At 37.1% G+C, this 14,654-nt stretch carries 12 protein-coding genes; 2 read left to right on the forward strand and 10 right to left on the reverse strand.

Annotated features, from left to right (window positions below; all coding sequences use genetic code 11):
* Nucleotides 1-24: 24 nt before the first annotated feature.
* From VB248_RS18250 to VB248_RS18260, 3 genes are all read right to left on the reverse strand, one after another.
* The gene (locus tag VB248_RS18250) at nucleotides 25-2,148 is read right to left on the reverse strand and encodes an outer membrane protein assembly factor BamB family protein (RefSeq protein ID WP_323298253.1); all 2,124 of its coding nucleotides are present in this window, start codon (nucleotides 2,146-2,148) and stop codon (nucleotides 25-27) included.
* Nucleotides 2,149-2,320: 172 nt separating this feature from the next.
* Nucleotides 2,321-3,421: an alpha/beta hydrolase gene (locus VB248_RS18255; RefSeq protein ID WP_323298254.1), complete on the reverse strand. Its 1,101-nt coding sequence runs from the start codon at nucleotides 3,419-3,421 to the stop codon at nucleotides 2,321-2,323.
* Nucleotides 3,422-3,520: 99 nt separating this feature from the next.
* Nucleotides 3,521-4,375: a helix-turn-helix domain-containing protein gene (locus VB248_RS18260; RefSeq protein WP_323298255.1), complete on the reverse strand. Its 855-nt coding sequence runs from the start codon at nucleotides 4,373-4,375 to the stop codon at nucleotides 3,521-3,523.
* Nucleotides 4,376-4,643: 268 nt separating this feature from the next.
* Here VB248_RS18260 and VB248_RS18265 point away from each other — a divergent pair, with 268 nt between their 5' ends.
* Nucleotides 4,644-5,165, forward strand: a complete 522-nt coding sequence (locus VB248_RS18265) for a DNA-3-methyladenine glycosylase I (RefSeq protein WP_323298256.1) — start codon at nucleotides 4,644-4,646, stop codon at nucleotides 5,163-5,165.
* Nucleotides 5,166-5,306: 141 nt separating this feature from the next.
* Here the strand turns inward: VB248_RS18265 and VB248_RS18270 are convergent, their stop codons facing one another.
* The 6 genes from VB248_RS18270 to VB248_RS18295 form a co-directional block, all read right to left on the reverse strand.
* The gene (locus VB248_RS18270; protein WP_323298257.1) at nucleotides 5,307-6,326 is read right to left on the reverse strand and encodes an aldo/keto reductase; all 1,020 of its coding nucleotides are present in this window, start codon (nucleotides 6,324-6,326) and stop codon (nucleotides 5,307-5,309) included.
* A gap of 118 nt (nucleotides 6,327-6,444) precedes the next feature.
* Nucleotides 6,445-7,344: a helix-turn-helix domain-containing protein gene (locus VB248_RS18275; protein ID WP_323298258.1), complete on the reverse strand. Its 900-nt coding sequence runs from the start codon at nucleotides 7,342-7,344 to the stop codon at nucleotides 6,445-6,447.
* A gap of 159 nt (nucleotides 7,345-7,503) precedes the next feature.
* Nucleotides 7,504-8,754: a HupE/UreJ family protein gene (locus VB248_RS18280; RefSeq protein WP_323298259.1), complete on the reverse strand. Its 1,251-nt coding sequence runs from the start codon at nucleotides 8,752-8,754 to the stop codon at nucleotides 7,504-7,506.
* 74 nt (nucleotides 8,755-8,828) lie between these two features.
* Nucleotides 8,829-10,232, reverse strand: a complete 1,404-nt coding sequence (locus tag VB248_RS18285; RefSeq protein WP_323298260.1) for a DUF3500 domain-containing protein — start codon at nucleotides 10,230-10,232, stop codon at nucleotides 8,829-8,831.
* Between the two features lie 124 nt (nucleotides 10,233-10,356).
* Nucleotides 10,357-11,040, reverse strand: a complete 684-nt coding sequence (locus VB248_RS18290) for a LytR/AlgR family response regulator transcription factor (RefSeq protein ID WP_323298261.1) — start codon at nucleotides 11,038-11,040, stop codon at nucleotides 10,357-10,359.
* Nucleotides 11,037-12,089 (reverse strand): sensor histidine kinase, encoded by a 1,053-nt coding sequence (locus tag VB248_RS18295; RefSeq protein WP_323298262.1) that lies wholly within the window; start codon nucleotides 12,087-12,089, stop codon nucleotides 11,037-11,039. The genes VB248_RS18290 and VB248_RS18295 overlap by 4 nt, the downstream gene beginning before the upstream one ends.
* A gap of 201 nt (nucleotides 12,090-12,290) precedes the next feature.
* On the opposite strand from VB248_RS18295, the gene VB248_RS18300 reads away from it, so the two are divergent.
* Nucleotides 12,291-13,712 carry an MBL fold metallo-hydrolase gene (locus tag VB248_RS18300; RefSeq protein ID WP_323298263.1) on the forward strand — a complete coding sequence of 474 codons (1,422 nt, stop codon included), beginning with the start codon at nucleotides 12,291-12,293 and terminating at the stop codon, nucleotides 13,710-13,712.
* A gap of 115 nt (nucleotides 13,713-13,827) precedes the next feature.
* On the opposite strand, the gene VB248_RS18305 is transcribed toward VB248_RS18300, so the two are convergent.
* On the reverse strand, nucleotides 13,828-14,430 hold the full coding sequence (locus VB248_RS18305; protein ID WP_323298264.1) for a recombinase family protein: 603 nt from the start codon (nucleotides 14,428-14,430) through the stop codon (nucleotides 13,828-13,830).
* Between the last annotated feature and the right edge of the window lie 224 nt (nucleotides 14,431-14,654).

A 14,654-nucleotide genomic window follows, 5' to 3' on the forward strand; every position in this document is an offset into this window, starting at 1 on the left:
AATGGCTATTTCGTTTTTTAAACTTTAAAGAGCAAAAGCAATGTAACTATCACCTTTTTTTGTCCCCAATTTTGTGCCACCACAAGCCACTACAATATATTGTTTTCCTTTGATTTGATAAGTACTTGGCGTAGCAAAACCTGCCGCTGGGAGTTTGGTTTCCCAAAGTATTTCGCCTGTTTTTTTATCGAAAATTCTAAACATTCCATCTTTTGTGGCCGCAATAAAGAGCAAACCGCTGGCAGTGACTACTGGGCCTCCATAATTTTCTGAGCCTGTGGTTGGAATTCCTTTAGCTTTTAGTTCGGGATATTCGCCAAAAGGTTTTTGCCATAAATGCTTGCCCGTGTTCAAATCAATGGCGGTTAGCGTTCCCCACGGCGGACGAATACCGGGATACCCCTTGCTATCAATAAATTTATTGTAGCCATTGAAACTATAAGGAATATATGGTTTTTTGTCTTTTGTGTTTTCTGCCGAAGCTTCTACTTTTTCATCTCCAAACAAAAACGCTACAATCGCCTGTTTGTCTTTTGCTGAAAGATGTCCAAAACCGGGCATCATACCTTTGCCTGAATTAATAATTTTACCGACGTACTCTCGGTCTTTTCGCTGACCAATGTCCACCAAAGAAGGATAACCACTCACTGGATTTCCCTTGCGTTCTGCTCCGTGACAAACTGAACAAGTAGCCGAATAAAGGCGTTGACCAGTACTTTGGTGGGCTAATTCTTCTGATTTTGGGGTAGGTTTCAAACTGAAAACCCAAGCCATTTCGTTGGCATTTACATACATAATGCCGTCGGGGTCAACGGCTGCACCGCCCCATTCTGCACCGCCGTCTGCTCCGGGGTATAGTAAAGTTTCTTTTTTTCCTAAAGGTTGAAAAACGCCTTTGTTAGATTTTCGATACGTTTCTAACAAAGCCGCTTTGTCGTCTGAATACGGATTTATGTCTTTTTCTGAAATGGTTTGTCGAGCAAAAGCCGCTGGCAAAGTAGGAATCGGCTGGGTCGCCCAAGTACTTTCTTCGGGCAAACTTGATTTTGGAAAAGGCTTTTCTTCAATCGGAAATAAAGGTTTTCCCGTTACTCTATCAAAAACAAAAACGTGTCCCGATTTGGTTACTTGTGCCACAGCGTCAATACTTTTTCCTTTGTGTTTTACCGTAATTAAATTGGGCGGAGCAGGCAAATCTTTGTCCCAAATATCATGGTGAACCGTTTGAAAATGCCATAATCTTTTACCAGTACGAGCGTCAAGTGCGATGAGACAGTTGGCAAAAAGGTTTTTACCTTTGCGATTTCCGCCATAAAAATCAAAAGCAGCCGAACCCGTTGGTACATAAATAATTCCTCTTTTGCGGTCTACGGCCATGCCTGCCCAGTTGTTTGCTCCGCCGACTTCGGTATTTTTATAAGCATTTTTTGGCCAAGTTTCGTAGCCGTACTCCTTGGGCTGGGGAATGGTATGAAAAACCCAAGCTAATTTTCCAGTTCGTACATTAAAAGCTTGAATATTGCCCAAAGCCGCATCTGCACCTTCCGAAAGTCGAAGCGGCATCACGATTAAATCTTCAAACAAAGTACCGGGCGTATTTGAAACAGCAAATTTATTTTCGGCATTTTTTCCTAAACCTTCTTTAATACTTACTCGTCCGTTATCGCCAAATGAAGGAATTTTTGTGCCTTTATTCGCATCAATGGCATAAAGCCAAGCTCCGAGTGTATATAAAATTCTGGCAGGTTCGGATGAATTTGCCTCTTTACTTTCCCAGTATGTAACGCCTCTTAAAGTATTTAAAGCCGAAGTTCCTGTCTCTTTAAATTTCCATAATTCTTTACCTGTGCTGGCATCAAGGGCGAATAAATGATTGGAAGCTGTTACGCCGTAAAGTTTTCCTTTTACGATAATCGGGTTGCATTGTACCTGACCAGAGTCAAGCGAATGATATTCCCAAGCTACTTTTAGTTGACTTACATTATCCTTATTGATTTGCGTCAGGGTCGAATAATGGTTTCTGTCTGGTCCGCCCAAGTACTCCGCCCAATCGGTATCACTGTCTGTAATGTTTTGCGTGGCTGGTAAATAGGCAGCCGATAAGCCCAAAAGCCCTAAAAGACTGGAAAGTAAAAATGCTTTTTTCATAGAAAACAAGATTGATAAATTTTATTCATTTCGTATTTACGAATGTTTAAAACATAAGCAATTTAAGATTTTATATTAAAAAGCTAATCCTGATAAGTAGCGACAGCCTATTTAAAAGAAAAACGTCAAGAAAGTTAACTTCCTTGACGTTGCTAAAAATCATGTATCAATATTACTTATTCAAAACTGATTTTATTACGGCGGCGGCTTGTAAGGTGGCTACTTGAATGCTGTTTACATGAGCGATTGGGTTTAATAAACCATAGTCGTGAATCAAACCATTGTATCTTGTTAAAGTAACTTTTACGCCTGCTTCGTTGAGTTTTCTGGCATAAGCTTCGCCTTCGTCACGTAAAACGTCATTTTCTGCTGTTTGAACCAAGGTTTCTGGTAAACCTCTCAATTGTTCGATACTTGCTTGTAAAGGTGAAGCGTAGATTTCTTTGCGTTTTTCTACATCAGGCAAATAATTATCCCAGAACCATTTCATCATATTTTTAGTAAGAAAACGACCTTCAGCAAAAGCGTTGTAAGATTCATTTTCAAAATTGGCATCTGTTACTGGCCATAAAAGTACTTGTAATTTGATGGCAGGGCCTTTTTTATCTTTGGCCATCAAGGCAATTACTGCCGACATATTTCCGCCAACGCTGTTACCTACTACGGCAAGTTTTTTACCATCTACACCAATTTCATGTCCGTGTTCAGCCACCCATTGTGTTGCGGCATAAATTTCATTGATTGCCACTGGATATTGTACTTCTGGCGAAGGTGAATAATCTGGGAAAACCGCCACTGCTCCGCTATTTACCACTAAATCACGCACTAATCTTCTGTGTGTAGGGTAGTCGCCCAAAACCCAACCGCCACCGTGAATAAAAATAAATACAGGAGCATTTGGTTTTACGCCTTTGGGTTTGGTAATGTGTACTTTTACTTTATATCCGTTTTGTGAAATCACTTTTTCAGATTCTGTAATGCCTGAATAATCTACTTCCACAGATTTCTGAGCTCCCACTAATACTTGTCTTGCATCGGCAACGCTTAGTTGTTCAATGGGTTTGCCATTGCCTGAATTTAAGGCTTTCAAAAAGGCTTGCACTTCTGTAAAAACCAATGGGTCTTTTTCGCCTTTGTAGGGTCTTAGTTGTGCTTGTGCAAATAGCGACGAAAGTAAAAACCAGATGAAACTGATTACAAAAATGTTTTTACCGATGTTAAATGAACGTTCTTGGGCTTTGTCATACGTAGTGACTAATGCTATATTTTTCATGTTGTTATGTGTTTAAGTATTTGTTATGTCATATTGACAATACAAAATTAGAGCGACATACAGTCTGAAAAAATATCAAAAAGTGCACTATTGTTGTACTTATTTCCCTGCGGTATTATTTTTTCTAAAATCAGAAGTTGTTACACCTACTTTTTGCACAAAAGTTCTATTGAAATAAGCAGGGTCTTCGTAGCCTAATTGATAGGCGATTTCTTTTGCTGTTAAAGAAGTATAAATTAAAAGCCGTTTGGCTTCTAAAATAATTCGGTCTTTGATAATCTCATTGGGTTGTGAAAGGTTCAAGCGTTTAAAACGATGTGTTAGCGTTTTGGGGGCAACGTTCAGCAAATCGGCATAATCTGCTACCGAATGTTTTTCTTTATAGTGAATCTCGACCAATCGACTAAAATTTCTGAAAAAATCAATATCATTTGGCGAGTCATTCACGGCAGCCAATTGCTGTTTTTTCCAAATACGAGTCGCTCGGATGATGAGCAATTTTAAATAAACACGAATCATTTCTTCTTGAGAAGTATCATTTAGGTGTAATTCCTCGTCAATTCTTTTGGCAATTAGCTCAATTTCAGTCATTTCGCTTTCAGGCAAAACTACCATTGGCATATTGTAAATATTATTGAAAAGCAACCCGTCGCAAGCTACTTCGGCATCGTGAATTTGTACGCAATAAAAATCACGATTGTAAAACATAAAGTAACCAAGCTCAGAACCACAGTTTTCCAACTGAAAAAATTGGTTTGAATTAATAAAAAAAAGTGTCAGCGAATCGGTGTAATATTGCTGAAAATCAACTTTTAAGGAATAACCTGCCGGCAATAAAAGTACTTTGATGAAGGGATTGAAACGCTCTTGATTGAATGCTTCTTTCGTAGATTGATTTACGAGTTGTAAGCCAAATTTTTTATGATTTAATTCAAAAGTGCTTGACGTTTTCATGTTAAAAATTATTTGTGATTCGATAAAATAATGGATTGTTCTGAACTACATTTTACGAATGTAAGCCGAAGAAACCAATTTTGATAGATTGTCGTTACAGATTCATCTCGTTTATTGGAAATATTATATCATACTTCTAAAAAAAGCGTTTGATAAATCAGAAATCTGATACCTGAAATCTAAAATCTAAAATAGCCTTTAGACTTTCCGAATTCCTAATTCATAACTCATAATTACAAAAATGTCCTATTGCCAATACATCCCCACAATGGCAGAGCCAAGTAAAAGCCTGCACAAAAATTACCACGATAATCATTATGGTTTTCCGATACACGACGACAACGAGCTGTTTGGAAGATTGATTTTAGAAATCAACCAAGCAGGCTTGAGCTGGGAAACAATCTTGAAAAAAGAAAGTACTTTTCGAAAAGCCTACGACGATTTTAATATTGAAATAGTAGCGTCATATACCGAAGCCGACCGTGAAAGACTATTGAGTGATGCTGGAATTATTCGGAATAAATTAAAAGTAAATGCGGCTATCGAAAACGCAAAGACCATCTTAATACTTCAAAAAGAATTTGGTTCATTTGAAAAATGGCTGGAGCATCATCATCCCAAAAGTAGAGAAGAATGGGTAAAAGTATTCAAGAAGACGTTCAAATTTACAGGTGGCGAAATCGTCAACGAATTTTTGATGAGTATTGGTTATTTAAAAGGAGCTCATGCAGAAGATTGTCCAATTCATCAAAATGTAGTAGCCCAAAATCCGATGTGGATGAGACAATAAATAATGAGTGCTGAATTGTGAGTATTGAATTGTGAATATAAAATTCTGATTTTCAAATTATTACAATTTTATATTATAAAGTAATTCTGCCTGATTACTTAAATAATAAGAGGTCGAATCTGAGTGTTCGACCTCTCTTTTTTAATTTCTATAAGCACTCTGTCTATCCACCATCCATCCCGGATATTGTAAAGGCAATGGACTTACTTCGTTGATTTTGGCTAAGTCTTCGGCTGTTAATTGAATTTCGATAGAACGAAGATTGTCGTTCAACTGTGCAACGGTTTTTGCTCCAATAATGGTACTTGTAACGCCATTTTGCTGTCTGACCCACGCCAAAGCTACTTGGGCAACCGTGGCATTATGGTTGGTAGCGATGCTACTTAAAACCTCTACTAAATCATAAGCTTTTTCTTTGTCGATAGGAGGGAAGTCGAAATTTACTCTTCTCGAACCTGTTGCTGCTTGTTCACGAGTATATTTTCCACTTAAAAAACCACCTGCCAAAGGACTCCACGGAAATATCGACAATTTATGATGCTCTGCCATCGGTACAAGTTCATGTTCAATGTCACGGCTTACGGCTGAATAATAATACTGTAAGCCAATAAATTGATGATAACCATTGTATTTAGCAAAAGTTTGTGCCTCAGCAACCATCCAAGCAGGCCAGTTACAAATGGCAATGTAGCGTACTTTTCCAGTGTTTACAATGTCGTTCAAAGTACGCACAATTTGCTCGATGGATGTTTTTGGGTCAACGCCATGCACGTACAAAATATCAATATAATCCATTTGTAAACGCTTCAAACTTGCGTCAACCGAATTAAAAATGTGGTATCTTGAAAGTCCAGTACTGTTTGGATGTTCGTCCATTTTAGCCAAAACTTTAGTGGCAATCACCACTCTGTCACGCTGAATATTCAAATCTTTCAAAGCTTGTCCCAACAATTGTTCAGATTGTCCAAAAGAATAAATATTGGCAGTGTCGATAAAATTAATGCCTGCTTCTACGGCTACTTTTATCAATTCGTTTACTTCTTGCTGTTGTAATTTGCCGATATTTTCCCAAATTCCTGCATTTTGTCCGCCGAAAGTCATTGTTCCCAAACAAAGTTCCGAAACCAATAAACCCGTTTCGCCTACATAATTATACTTCATAGTTCTTGATTATTTTTGAATGTTTATGAATATGTTTTCTTTTGCAAAGTTCCCTATAAATACTCATCCAGTAATAGCCCAGAAGAAACAGGAAATATAAAAAATCAAACAATGGTATTTAGTTGCGAAATACCTTTGGCGTGATTTGAGTAGAATGTCTAAAGAAGGAAGTAAAATGCGAAGGGTCTTCAAAACCCAAACAAAAACCGATTTCTGCAATGTTCCAATCGGTATGTTTCAATAAAGTTTTTGATTCTTGTAAAATCCTTTCTGCAATTAATTGAGAAGTAGTTTTTCCCGTAACGTTTTTCAAAGCTCTGTTTAAATGATTGATATGTACAGAAAGATGCGTAGCAAAGTCAACTGGGTTTCGTAGTTTCATCGTTTGAAAGGGCGATTCAATCGGAAATTGTCGTTCTAATAATTCAATAAAAAGAGAAGTAATACGATTGTTCGCTGAGTGGTTTTGCGAAGAAACTATCGTTTCGTTGGGTTTCAAACGCATGGCTTTGTGAATGAGTTGTTGTACCAAAGCACGGAGTAAATCATACTTATAGACGTACTCGACATTGATTTCAGTCAGCATTTGCTCGAAAATATGGCTAAATTCTGCAATATTCTCCTTTTCTAACTCATAAATTGGAAAAGAACCGACTTTGAAAATAGGATATTCTTTGATATTGGGAATTTGTTGAAGAAAAGATTCGGTAAAAACACAAAAGTATCCCGACTGCTTTTCGCCGACTCTTTCTAATTTGTAGGGAATCATCGGGTTGGCAAAAGAAATACCAGCTTCCTGTACTTCTACAATTTTATCGGCATAATGATAATGGTTTTTACCAATGACGAGCGAAATTTTATAATAATCCTTCCGACTGTAGGGAATCGGTTTTTGCGAATTTCCGATAAAATCTTCTACCCGAAAAACATTAAAATGTCCGATGTCATTTTTAAGGTTTTCGGGTACAAAGTTTAAACGATTTTTATATAAATCTTCTAAAGTATGAATTTGTTCCATCTTGCATAATTATAAAAATCAAACATCATTATACAAGAAACTGTTTCAATTAGAGGGAATTTTATTAGAGAAATACGAAGGATTTTTTGGCTGAGAAAACGATACTTAAATGAGTATCTTCACTAATCCAAGTAAAAATTAGTGAAGATGTTAGACTACTTAGGCTAAAATTTTATTTCTATCTTGCCAAAAAAGTAAGAAGGAAACTGCTATTAATACGATTAAAGCTTGGTTTGAATAAGCCATGCTTTTGCTGATGAGGTCGCTAATAATATTTCCTTTTTGTGAATATCTTTCCAACATCCAAGCAAAGGCGGCAATACTTGCTAAAATGACACAAGTATTTCTGAAAATAGTATAATAGGCTGTTCGGCTGAGAAGTATTAACCACGGAATGCACATTAAAATAATCCATAATTGCATGACTTCTATCCCCAAATTAAAACCTAAAATACTTAATATAATACTTTGATTATCAAGGTTTAAATCAATCAAAGTATTGGCAAAAGCAAGCCCGTGAATGAGTCCGAAACCTAAAGAAATAAACATTTCTTTTCCTGCAAAAATTGGACGAATAGCATGAACAGCCGAAACTAAAATTGAGAAGGCAATCAGAATTTCAATCCATTTGCTTGGCAAAACTACCCAAGCCATAGCCCCCATCAAAAGCGTTAGCGAATGTCCAAGCGTAAAAGCTGAAACAATTTTTACAATTTGTACCAAACTCAGGCGAAATGAACGAGGTGTTCCCCATCTTTTCTTTGAAAAACTCAACGGAATCGGTAACAACAAAACCAATAAAAACATTAAATGGTCGATACCTTCTTTGATATGTTCTTCGCCCAAAGCAAACATTCCTGTAAAACCTTTCCAGAAATTCCCTTCTGCCAAATTGATTGTTAATGGATAAATAAGCGTCGTTTTTGTATCAACTCTAATTACGCCTATTTCAGTAGGTTCTGTGTGTGCTTTGCCAGCCGCCCAGTCGCTTCGTAATAAAACCAAAGCACTATGCGTAACCAATTGGTGCATAATGACATCGTAATCAAAAATAAAATTACGAGTACTTGCTCCTTCGGGTGGTGTCATTAGCAAATGCACAATGATTTCTTGAAATGGCCCACTATATGTTTGCTTACCTTTTTGCAATGCCAAATCTTGTATTTCTATCATCCACGGTTGGTCTTTGGCAACCATCGGATGAATATGTGCCAACAAATATTCTTTGATTTGTGGCTCCATTTTTGGAATAATTTGCTCTGGATTTTTACTTAGGTTTTGTCCGAAAGCTAATTCTAATTCACCGATGGGCAATTGAAGTTCAACCGCTACTTGCTTGGGACTCACATCCAATAAAACCACCGTACTTGGGGTTTGGTGTGCCAACGTAAGATGTGCGTTCGCTAACAATGTAATAATTATTGTGTTGATTATCAGCCATTTTCTCAAGGAAAAATGGCTGATAAAAGATTTTTTTAGGATTATCATAAGCCTATATAATCACGTTTGTGGTCTCTGTAAACGGAGTGATAGTGGATTTCGGAAGGATACACAACGCCTGTCTGACAAATAAATTCTATCCAAACACTTGGGCCGTCGATACGCACATAATCGGTATTCGTCGTGAAAAAAGTAGAGGCATTTCCCGAAGTTCCGCTGGCATTGCTGGCATAGGTTATATAAGTATCGGCTAATTCATTCTGGTAAATTTTGGTAAAGGCTGCCGCAGATGCGTCGTCCAAATCATTAATCCAAGGCATCATGGCTGCCAATACTTTTGCTTGTGCGGTAGTACTCAGCGTACTTACTTTAACCCCCAATTTGGTTGTCGGGAAAGTATTCGTAGTAGAGCCGGGAACCATCGTTACATCCGAAAAAGTAGAGGCAATTTTGGCAGAAGTCAATTCTGTACTGGTAAATGAAGCTAACATATTTGCCATTGCATTTCTTTCTTCTGCCAATGGCGAATAGGTTACGCCATTGCTTGTCCAACTTTTTGGCTCAATGCCTTGGTGCGAAGGCGTTGTACTCACTACTGCCCCAGCTTCATAAGTAACACTTTGGGCATAATGGTGTCCGCCAAATTGTAGCATCCATTTGCCTGTGGTACTTGGTGTACCTAAGAAGGCAATGATATAATATCCTGATGAATATCCACCGCCTGATTTTGTAGCTAAAACATCATCCGCAGCGTTAATTTGCAAAAATTCGCTATAACCCTCATTATCGGTTGTTCCGCTGGCTGCTTGAATGACGGCTTTGGCAGCGGCTAATTGCGTAGCACTCAAAGTACTAAATGCTAATCCTTGACGACAAGAAACACCACAAGGTAAATTCGACCATTTTTTGGCATTGGTCAGATTTAGGGCTAATACAACTGACGATTGCTGTGAAGTTGACAAAGTAGCTAAAAAAGCATTGGCTAATTCTACTACTTTTGAAACCGAGCCTGTGGTAGTAGTGCTACCAGAACCAGAAGATGCTGCTGCTACGGTTAAATTGAAAGTACAAGATTGTCCACCTAAAGTAATCGCAAAAGCGGCAGTGCCCGAACTACTTGGCGTGCCTGTGATTAAATAGCTTAAAGTGCCAGCACCATTGGCTAAAGTACCTGCTGATAAAGTAGCGGTTAGTCCCGTAACGCCTGTTGAGCTAACAGAACTTTCGGTATAAGCCACGGCATTGCCACCCGTGTAGGCGATAGTCGCTGTGCCAGAATAAGCCGTTCCGCTTGTAGCAGTGGCAGAAAAAGTGGCAGAGGCACAATCAAGCGTAGTGACGCTTGGGGTTGTAGGCGTTACCGTTGTGGTACTTTCGTTACAGCTTTGTATTCCCCAAAGGGTAAAAAAGCATAAAAAGCATAAGCTAAGAGATTTCAGTTTCATCATGTTTGGATGTTAAATGTTTGTTTTATACCAAGCATTACATCTTTCACAGGATGAATATTGTTATTTTGTGGCGAATCGGGGGATTGTTGTGGTGAATGTAGGTTTTGAATGAAACTTCCTCATTCTACTTTCCGTAAATTTTATAGAAATTTTCCTCATAACTACTTCCCAAAGCCAAGTTTTCGTCGGCAATAGCAATTACTTTGTTTCTTACAGATTTTATATATTTTAATGCCACAATAAAGGAGCGATGCACCCTAATAAATTCATCATTCGGGAGTTTTTCAAGAATGGCTTTCATGGTCATTCTTACGACTAAAGACTTTTGATGAAGTAAGTGAATTTTGAGATAATTATCCAAACTTTCAATATAAATAATGTCGGTAATTTGTACTTTCACCAAGCCATAATCAATTCTAAAGTATAAATAGGTTTGCTGATTTTGTAGATGAAAATGCTGTAAATCAATCGCTTTTTGGGCTGCCTGTTTGAAACGTTGAAGTGTAAAAGGCTTCAATAAATAATCCACAGCATTTAATTCAAAGCCTTCTACGGCGTATTCACTGAAAGCTGTGGTGAAAATTACCATGATTTCTTGAGGAATATTTTTGAAAAAATCTACGCCAGAAATGGCTGGCATATTAATGTCTAAAAATATTAAATCCACTGGATGTTCTTCTAAAAATAAGCGGGCTTCTGCACTTTTTGTAAAAACTTTTAGTAGTTCAATGCCTTCTATTTGTCCACAAAAGAAATCTATGATTTCCAAAGCTGGCTCTTCGTCGTCTAATGCAATGGCTCTAATCATGTCAATTGAATTTGGAGTAATACCGTATAAGTTTCTTCTGTTTTTTGGATGTCTAAAACGTATTTTTTAGGATACAGCAAGTCTAAACGTTCCTGAGTATTGGGCATTCCGATATGCAAAGAGTTCTCATTTTTTTGTTGCGTAACCACATTGTTTTTTACTTCTAAGCTCAAAAGTTGGTCGTTTAGGCTAATTTTAATACTAATTTTTGAATTTTCTTCTGGATTTACCCCATGTTTAAAGGCATTTTCTATGTAGTTGAATAATAGGAGTGGAGCAATTTGTTTGGCTGAAAAATTGCCCGAACGCCAATATTCAATAGCAACGCTATTCCTTAAACGTGATTTTTGTAAATCTAAATAGTTTTCGATATATGAGATTTCTTTTTCTAAAGAAACTTGATTTTGATTAACATCTTTCAGCAAATACCGCATAAATTCTGAAAGACGAATAATAGTTTCAGGCGTTTTATCGTCTTTTCGAATCGCCAAAGCATAAATACTATTGAGCGTATTAAACAAAAAATGCGGGTGAATTTGAGCTTTTAAATTAGAAAGTTCGGCTTGTAATTTCTCATTTTCAGCTTTCAATAATCTGTTTCGTGTATGTAGCAAAATTGAAAAAAGTACTACAATGGCATAAACCCAAATATGATGCTTTATTTCTTCCAAAAATGAACCATCTCGTGGTTTTGGAGCAAAATGGACGGGGAAATGATGTTTAATTGGTGGAAATGGTTCCCCATCTGGAAAGTTATAGGGTACAAACCTTCCAGTAATAAAGGAAGGAAACCAACAAATTAAAAACAGAAAAGCGATAAGTATGCCTGCATAGACGAAGTATCGTTCATTGAGATACACTTTCGGAATAAAATAATAATAATTGATATAAAAAAAGACCATCATCAAAGCATTTCCAATGAAATCTCTGATAGTTGGCGATGCAAAAAGTATATTTTGGGCTTCTGGTGGATGTGGATATATCAACACAGGCAAAAACACAAAAGTAATAATGGCTGAGGCATGAAATATAATTTCTTTTTGTGTCATCTGCTGTTGGGGATTGAAATGAAAAAAACGATATGTACTTATTCACGAGCGTTAAGAACGTCGAAGTTATCGTGGAAGTATCATTATTCAAAAAATGATATATATCATTTATAGGGCTTTTGTGAGAAATGTTACAGAAAATGCTTTGAGCATTCGACTAAATTTGTTTCATAGATTTTTAACATTTAATATTTTAAAGACATGAAAGTAGAACAAATTTATACGGGTTGTTTGGCAGAAGCTGCATATTATATTGAGTCTGAGGGGGAAGTAGCCATCATCGACCCACTTCGTGAAACAAAACCTTATTTGGATAGAGCTGCTCGTAACAATGCACATATTAAATATGTTTTTGAAACTCATTTTCATGCAGATTTTGTTTCGGGGCATTTAGACCTTTCGGCTAAAACGGGGGCAAGTATTGTTTTTGGCCCAACTGCCAAACCTGCATATCCTGCCATTGTAGCAGAAGACGGACAGGAATTTGAAATAGGCAAAATTCACATCAAAGTAATACATACGCCGGGTCACACGATGGAATCTTCATGTTATTTGTTGATAGATGAAACTGGCAAAGAAACTGCAATTTTCTCAGGCGATACTTTATTTATCGGCGATGTGGGTCGCCCAGATTTGGCACAGCACGTGATTGCAGATTTGACGGAGGAAAAATTGGCAGGACATCTTTTTGATTCACTTCGTAATAAAATCATGCCTTTGAACGACGATTTAATCGTTTATCCAAATCACGGATCAGGAAGTGCCTGTGGAAAAAACATGAGCAAAGAAACAACTGATACTTTGGGACATCAGAAAAAAGTAAATTATGCTTTGAATCCTGAGCTTACTAAAGAGCAATTTATCAAAGAAATTCTAACGGGACTTACGCCACCACCTGCCTATTTTCCACACAATGTTTTATTGAATATCAAAGGGTATGAAAGTTTAGATGAAGTAATGGACAGAGGAAGTAAAGCATTGTCGCCAGCCGCTTTTGAAGCCGTTGCCAACGAAACCGACGCTTTGATGATTGACGTGCGAAACTCGGATGAATTCGCCAAAGGCTTTGTTCCCAATGCTATCAATATTGGTTTAGAAGGACAGTTCGCTACTTGGGTTGGTACTTTAGTGCCAAGTTTGAAACATCCCATTTTGATTATCAGCGAAAAAGGAAAAGAAGAAGAAGCCATCATTCGTTTAGCTCGTGTGGGTTATGATAATTGCATTGGATTTTTGGATGGCGGCGTAGAAGCTTGGGCAAATGATGGACGTGAACTTGATACCGTTGAGACGATTTCGGCAGAAGAATTTTCAAAAATATTTACAGAAAAACCTGAAACTTTGGCTTTGGATGTTCGTAGAAAAAATGAATACTTGTCTGAACACGTGATTGGTATCGAGAATTTGCCTTTGGAAAATTTGAACGCCAATATGTCGCAAATCAATAAAAATCAGCCTACTTATATTCACTGTGCAGGAGGTTATCGCTCGATGATTGCGATTTCAATCTTGAAAGCCCGTGGATTCGTTAATTTAATAGACATTAGAGGCGGTTTTGCAGCAATCAAAAAAGCAGAAAAATTACCTTTGACGGACTATGTTTGTCCGACTTCACTTTTGTAGCGGTTTTTTAAAATATGAGCTTGTTCAAAGTATTTGAACAAGCTCATATTTTAATTGATATTATATTTGATAATCAGGTATTTAAAATACTAATTGCTAATCACTACGTAAGAAGTCATTTCCGTTTTTTCAAAAACCCTTTCACATCAGCTCCAGCGAAAGTTAAAATTTTGTACAAAGTAGGCTGACTTTTGATATTAAACATCTGCCTGATTTCGTCGGTACTTCTATTATTTTTTTCATATACTTGTCGTACTTCTGGAGCAATAAGCTGATACCGCTCGCTAAGTCCTGTTGGTCTTCCGCCTTTTCTACCTCTGGCCCTTGCCGAAGCCAAACCCGCTTTTGTTCTTTCTCGGATAATATTTCTTTCATGTTCTGCCAAAATACACATAAACTGAAAAAATAAATTACCCATTGCCGACGAAGTATCAATCGACTCGCTCAAAGATTTTAGGTGAATTCCCCTTTCTTTCAATTTTTCCATAAGTTCAATCAATTGAACAGTACTTCTTCCCAAACGGTCGAGTTTCCAAACCACAATCGTATCGCCTGTTCGGGCATAGTCCATCAATTTTTCAAATTCAGGCTTAACAGATTTCACCCCCGACACCTTGTCGGTAAAAATTTGTTTACAACCTTCATACTTGAGGGCATCAACTTGCAAGTTCAGATTTTGCTCAAGCGTCGAAACACGAGCATAGCCTAATTTTATCATAAATTATGTAAGTAACTCAATTACATCAAATATAATACATTTTGATTTTTTACATAGCAAAATAAATAATAAATACTTTACAAAAAATGAATGAAATTTATTGTGTAAAAAAACGACCGTTTTAATTTTAAAATTAAAATTGGCTTCGCCTCATATTTTAGTCACTTTACAAACCATTCACCGCACGCATATAAAGGCTTCTTAACATTTTTTAGTTTGATTAT

This window comes from Arcicella rigui (assembly GCF_034929435.1).
GTDB classification, from domain to species: domain Bacteria; phylum Bacteroidota; class Bacteroidia; order Cytophagales; family Spirosomataceae; genus Arcicella; species Arcicella rigui.

What these genes read in the sequence shown, in the direction of transcription:
- VB248_RS18250 (WP_323298253.1), bottom strand. Translation starts at nt 2,148, where the DNA reads ATGAAAAAAGCATTTTTACTTTCCAGTCTTTTAGGGCTTTTGGGCTTA.
- VB248_RS18255 (WP_323298254.1), bottom strand. Translation starts at nt 3,421, where the DNA reads ATGAAAAATATAGCATTAGTCACTACGTATGACAAAGCCCAAGAACGT.
- VB248_RS18260 (WP_323298255.1), bottom strand. Translation starts at nt 4,375, where the DNA reads ATGAAAACGTCAAGCACTTTTGAATTAAATCATAAAAAATTTGGCTTA.
- VB248_RS18265 (WP_323298256.1), top strand. Translation starts at nt 4,644, where the DNA reads ATGGCAGAGCCAAGTAAAAGCCTGCACAAAAATTACCACGATAATCAT.
- VB248_RS18270 (WP_323298257.1), bottom strand. Translation starts at nt 6,326, where the DNA reads ATGAAGTATAATTATGTAGGCGAAACGGGTTTATTGGTTTCGGAACTT.
- VB248_RS18275 (WP_323298258.1), bottom strand. Translation starts at nt 7,344, where the DNA reads ATGGAACAAATTCATACTTTAGAAGATTTATATAAAAATCGTTTAAAC.
- VB248_RS18285 (WP_323298260.1), bottom strand. Translation starts at nt 10,232, where the DNA reads ATGATGAAACTGAAATCTCTTAGCTTATGCTTTTTATGCTTTTTTACC.
- VB248_RS18290 (WP_323298261.1), bottom strand. Translation starts at nt 11,040, where the DNA reads ATGATTAGAGCCATTGCATTAGACGACGAAGAGCCAGCTTTGGAAATC.
- VB248_RS18295 (WP_323298262.1), bottom strand. Translation starts at nt 12,089, where the DNA reads ATGACACAAAAAGAAATTATATTTCATGCCTCAGCCATTATTACTTTT.
- VB248_RS18300 (WP_323298263.1), top strand. Translation starts at nt 12,291, where the DNA reads ATGAAAGTAGAACAAATTTATACGGGTTGTTTGGCAGAAGCTGCATAT.
- VB248_RS18305 (WP_323298264.1), bottom strand. Translation starts at nt 14,430, where the DNA reads ATGATAAAATTAGGCTATGCTCGTGTTTCGACGCTTGAGCAAAATCTG.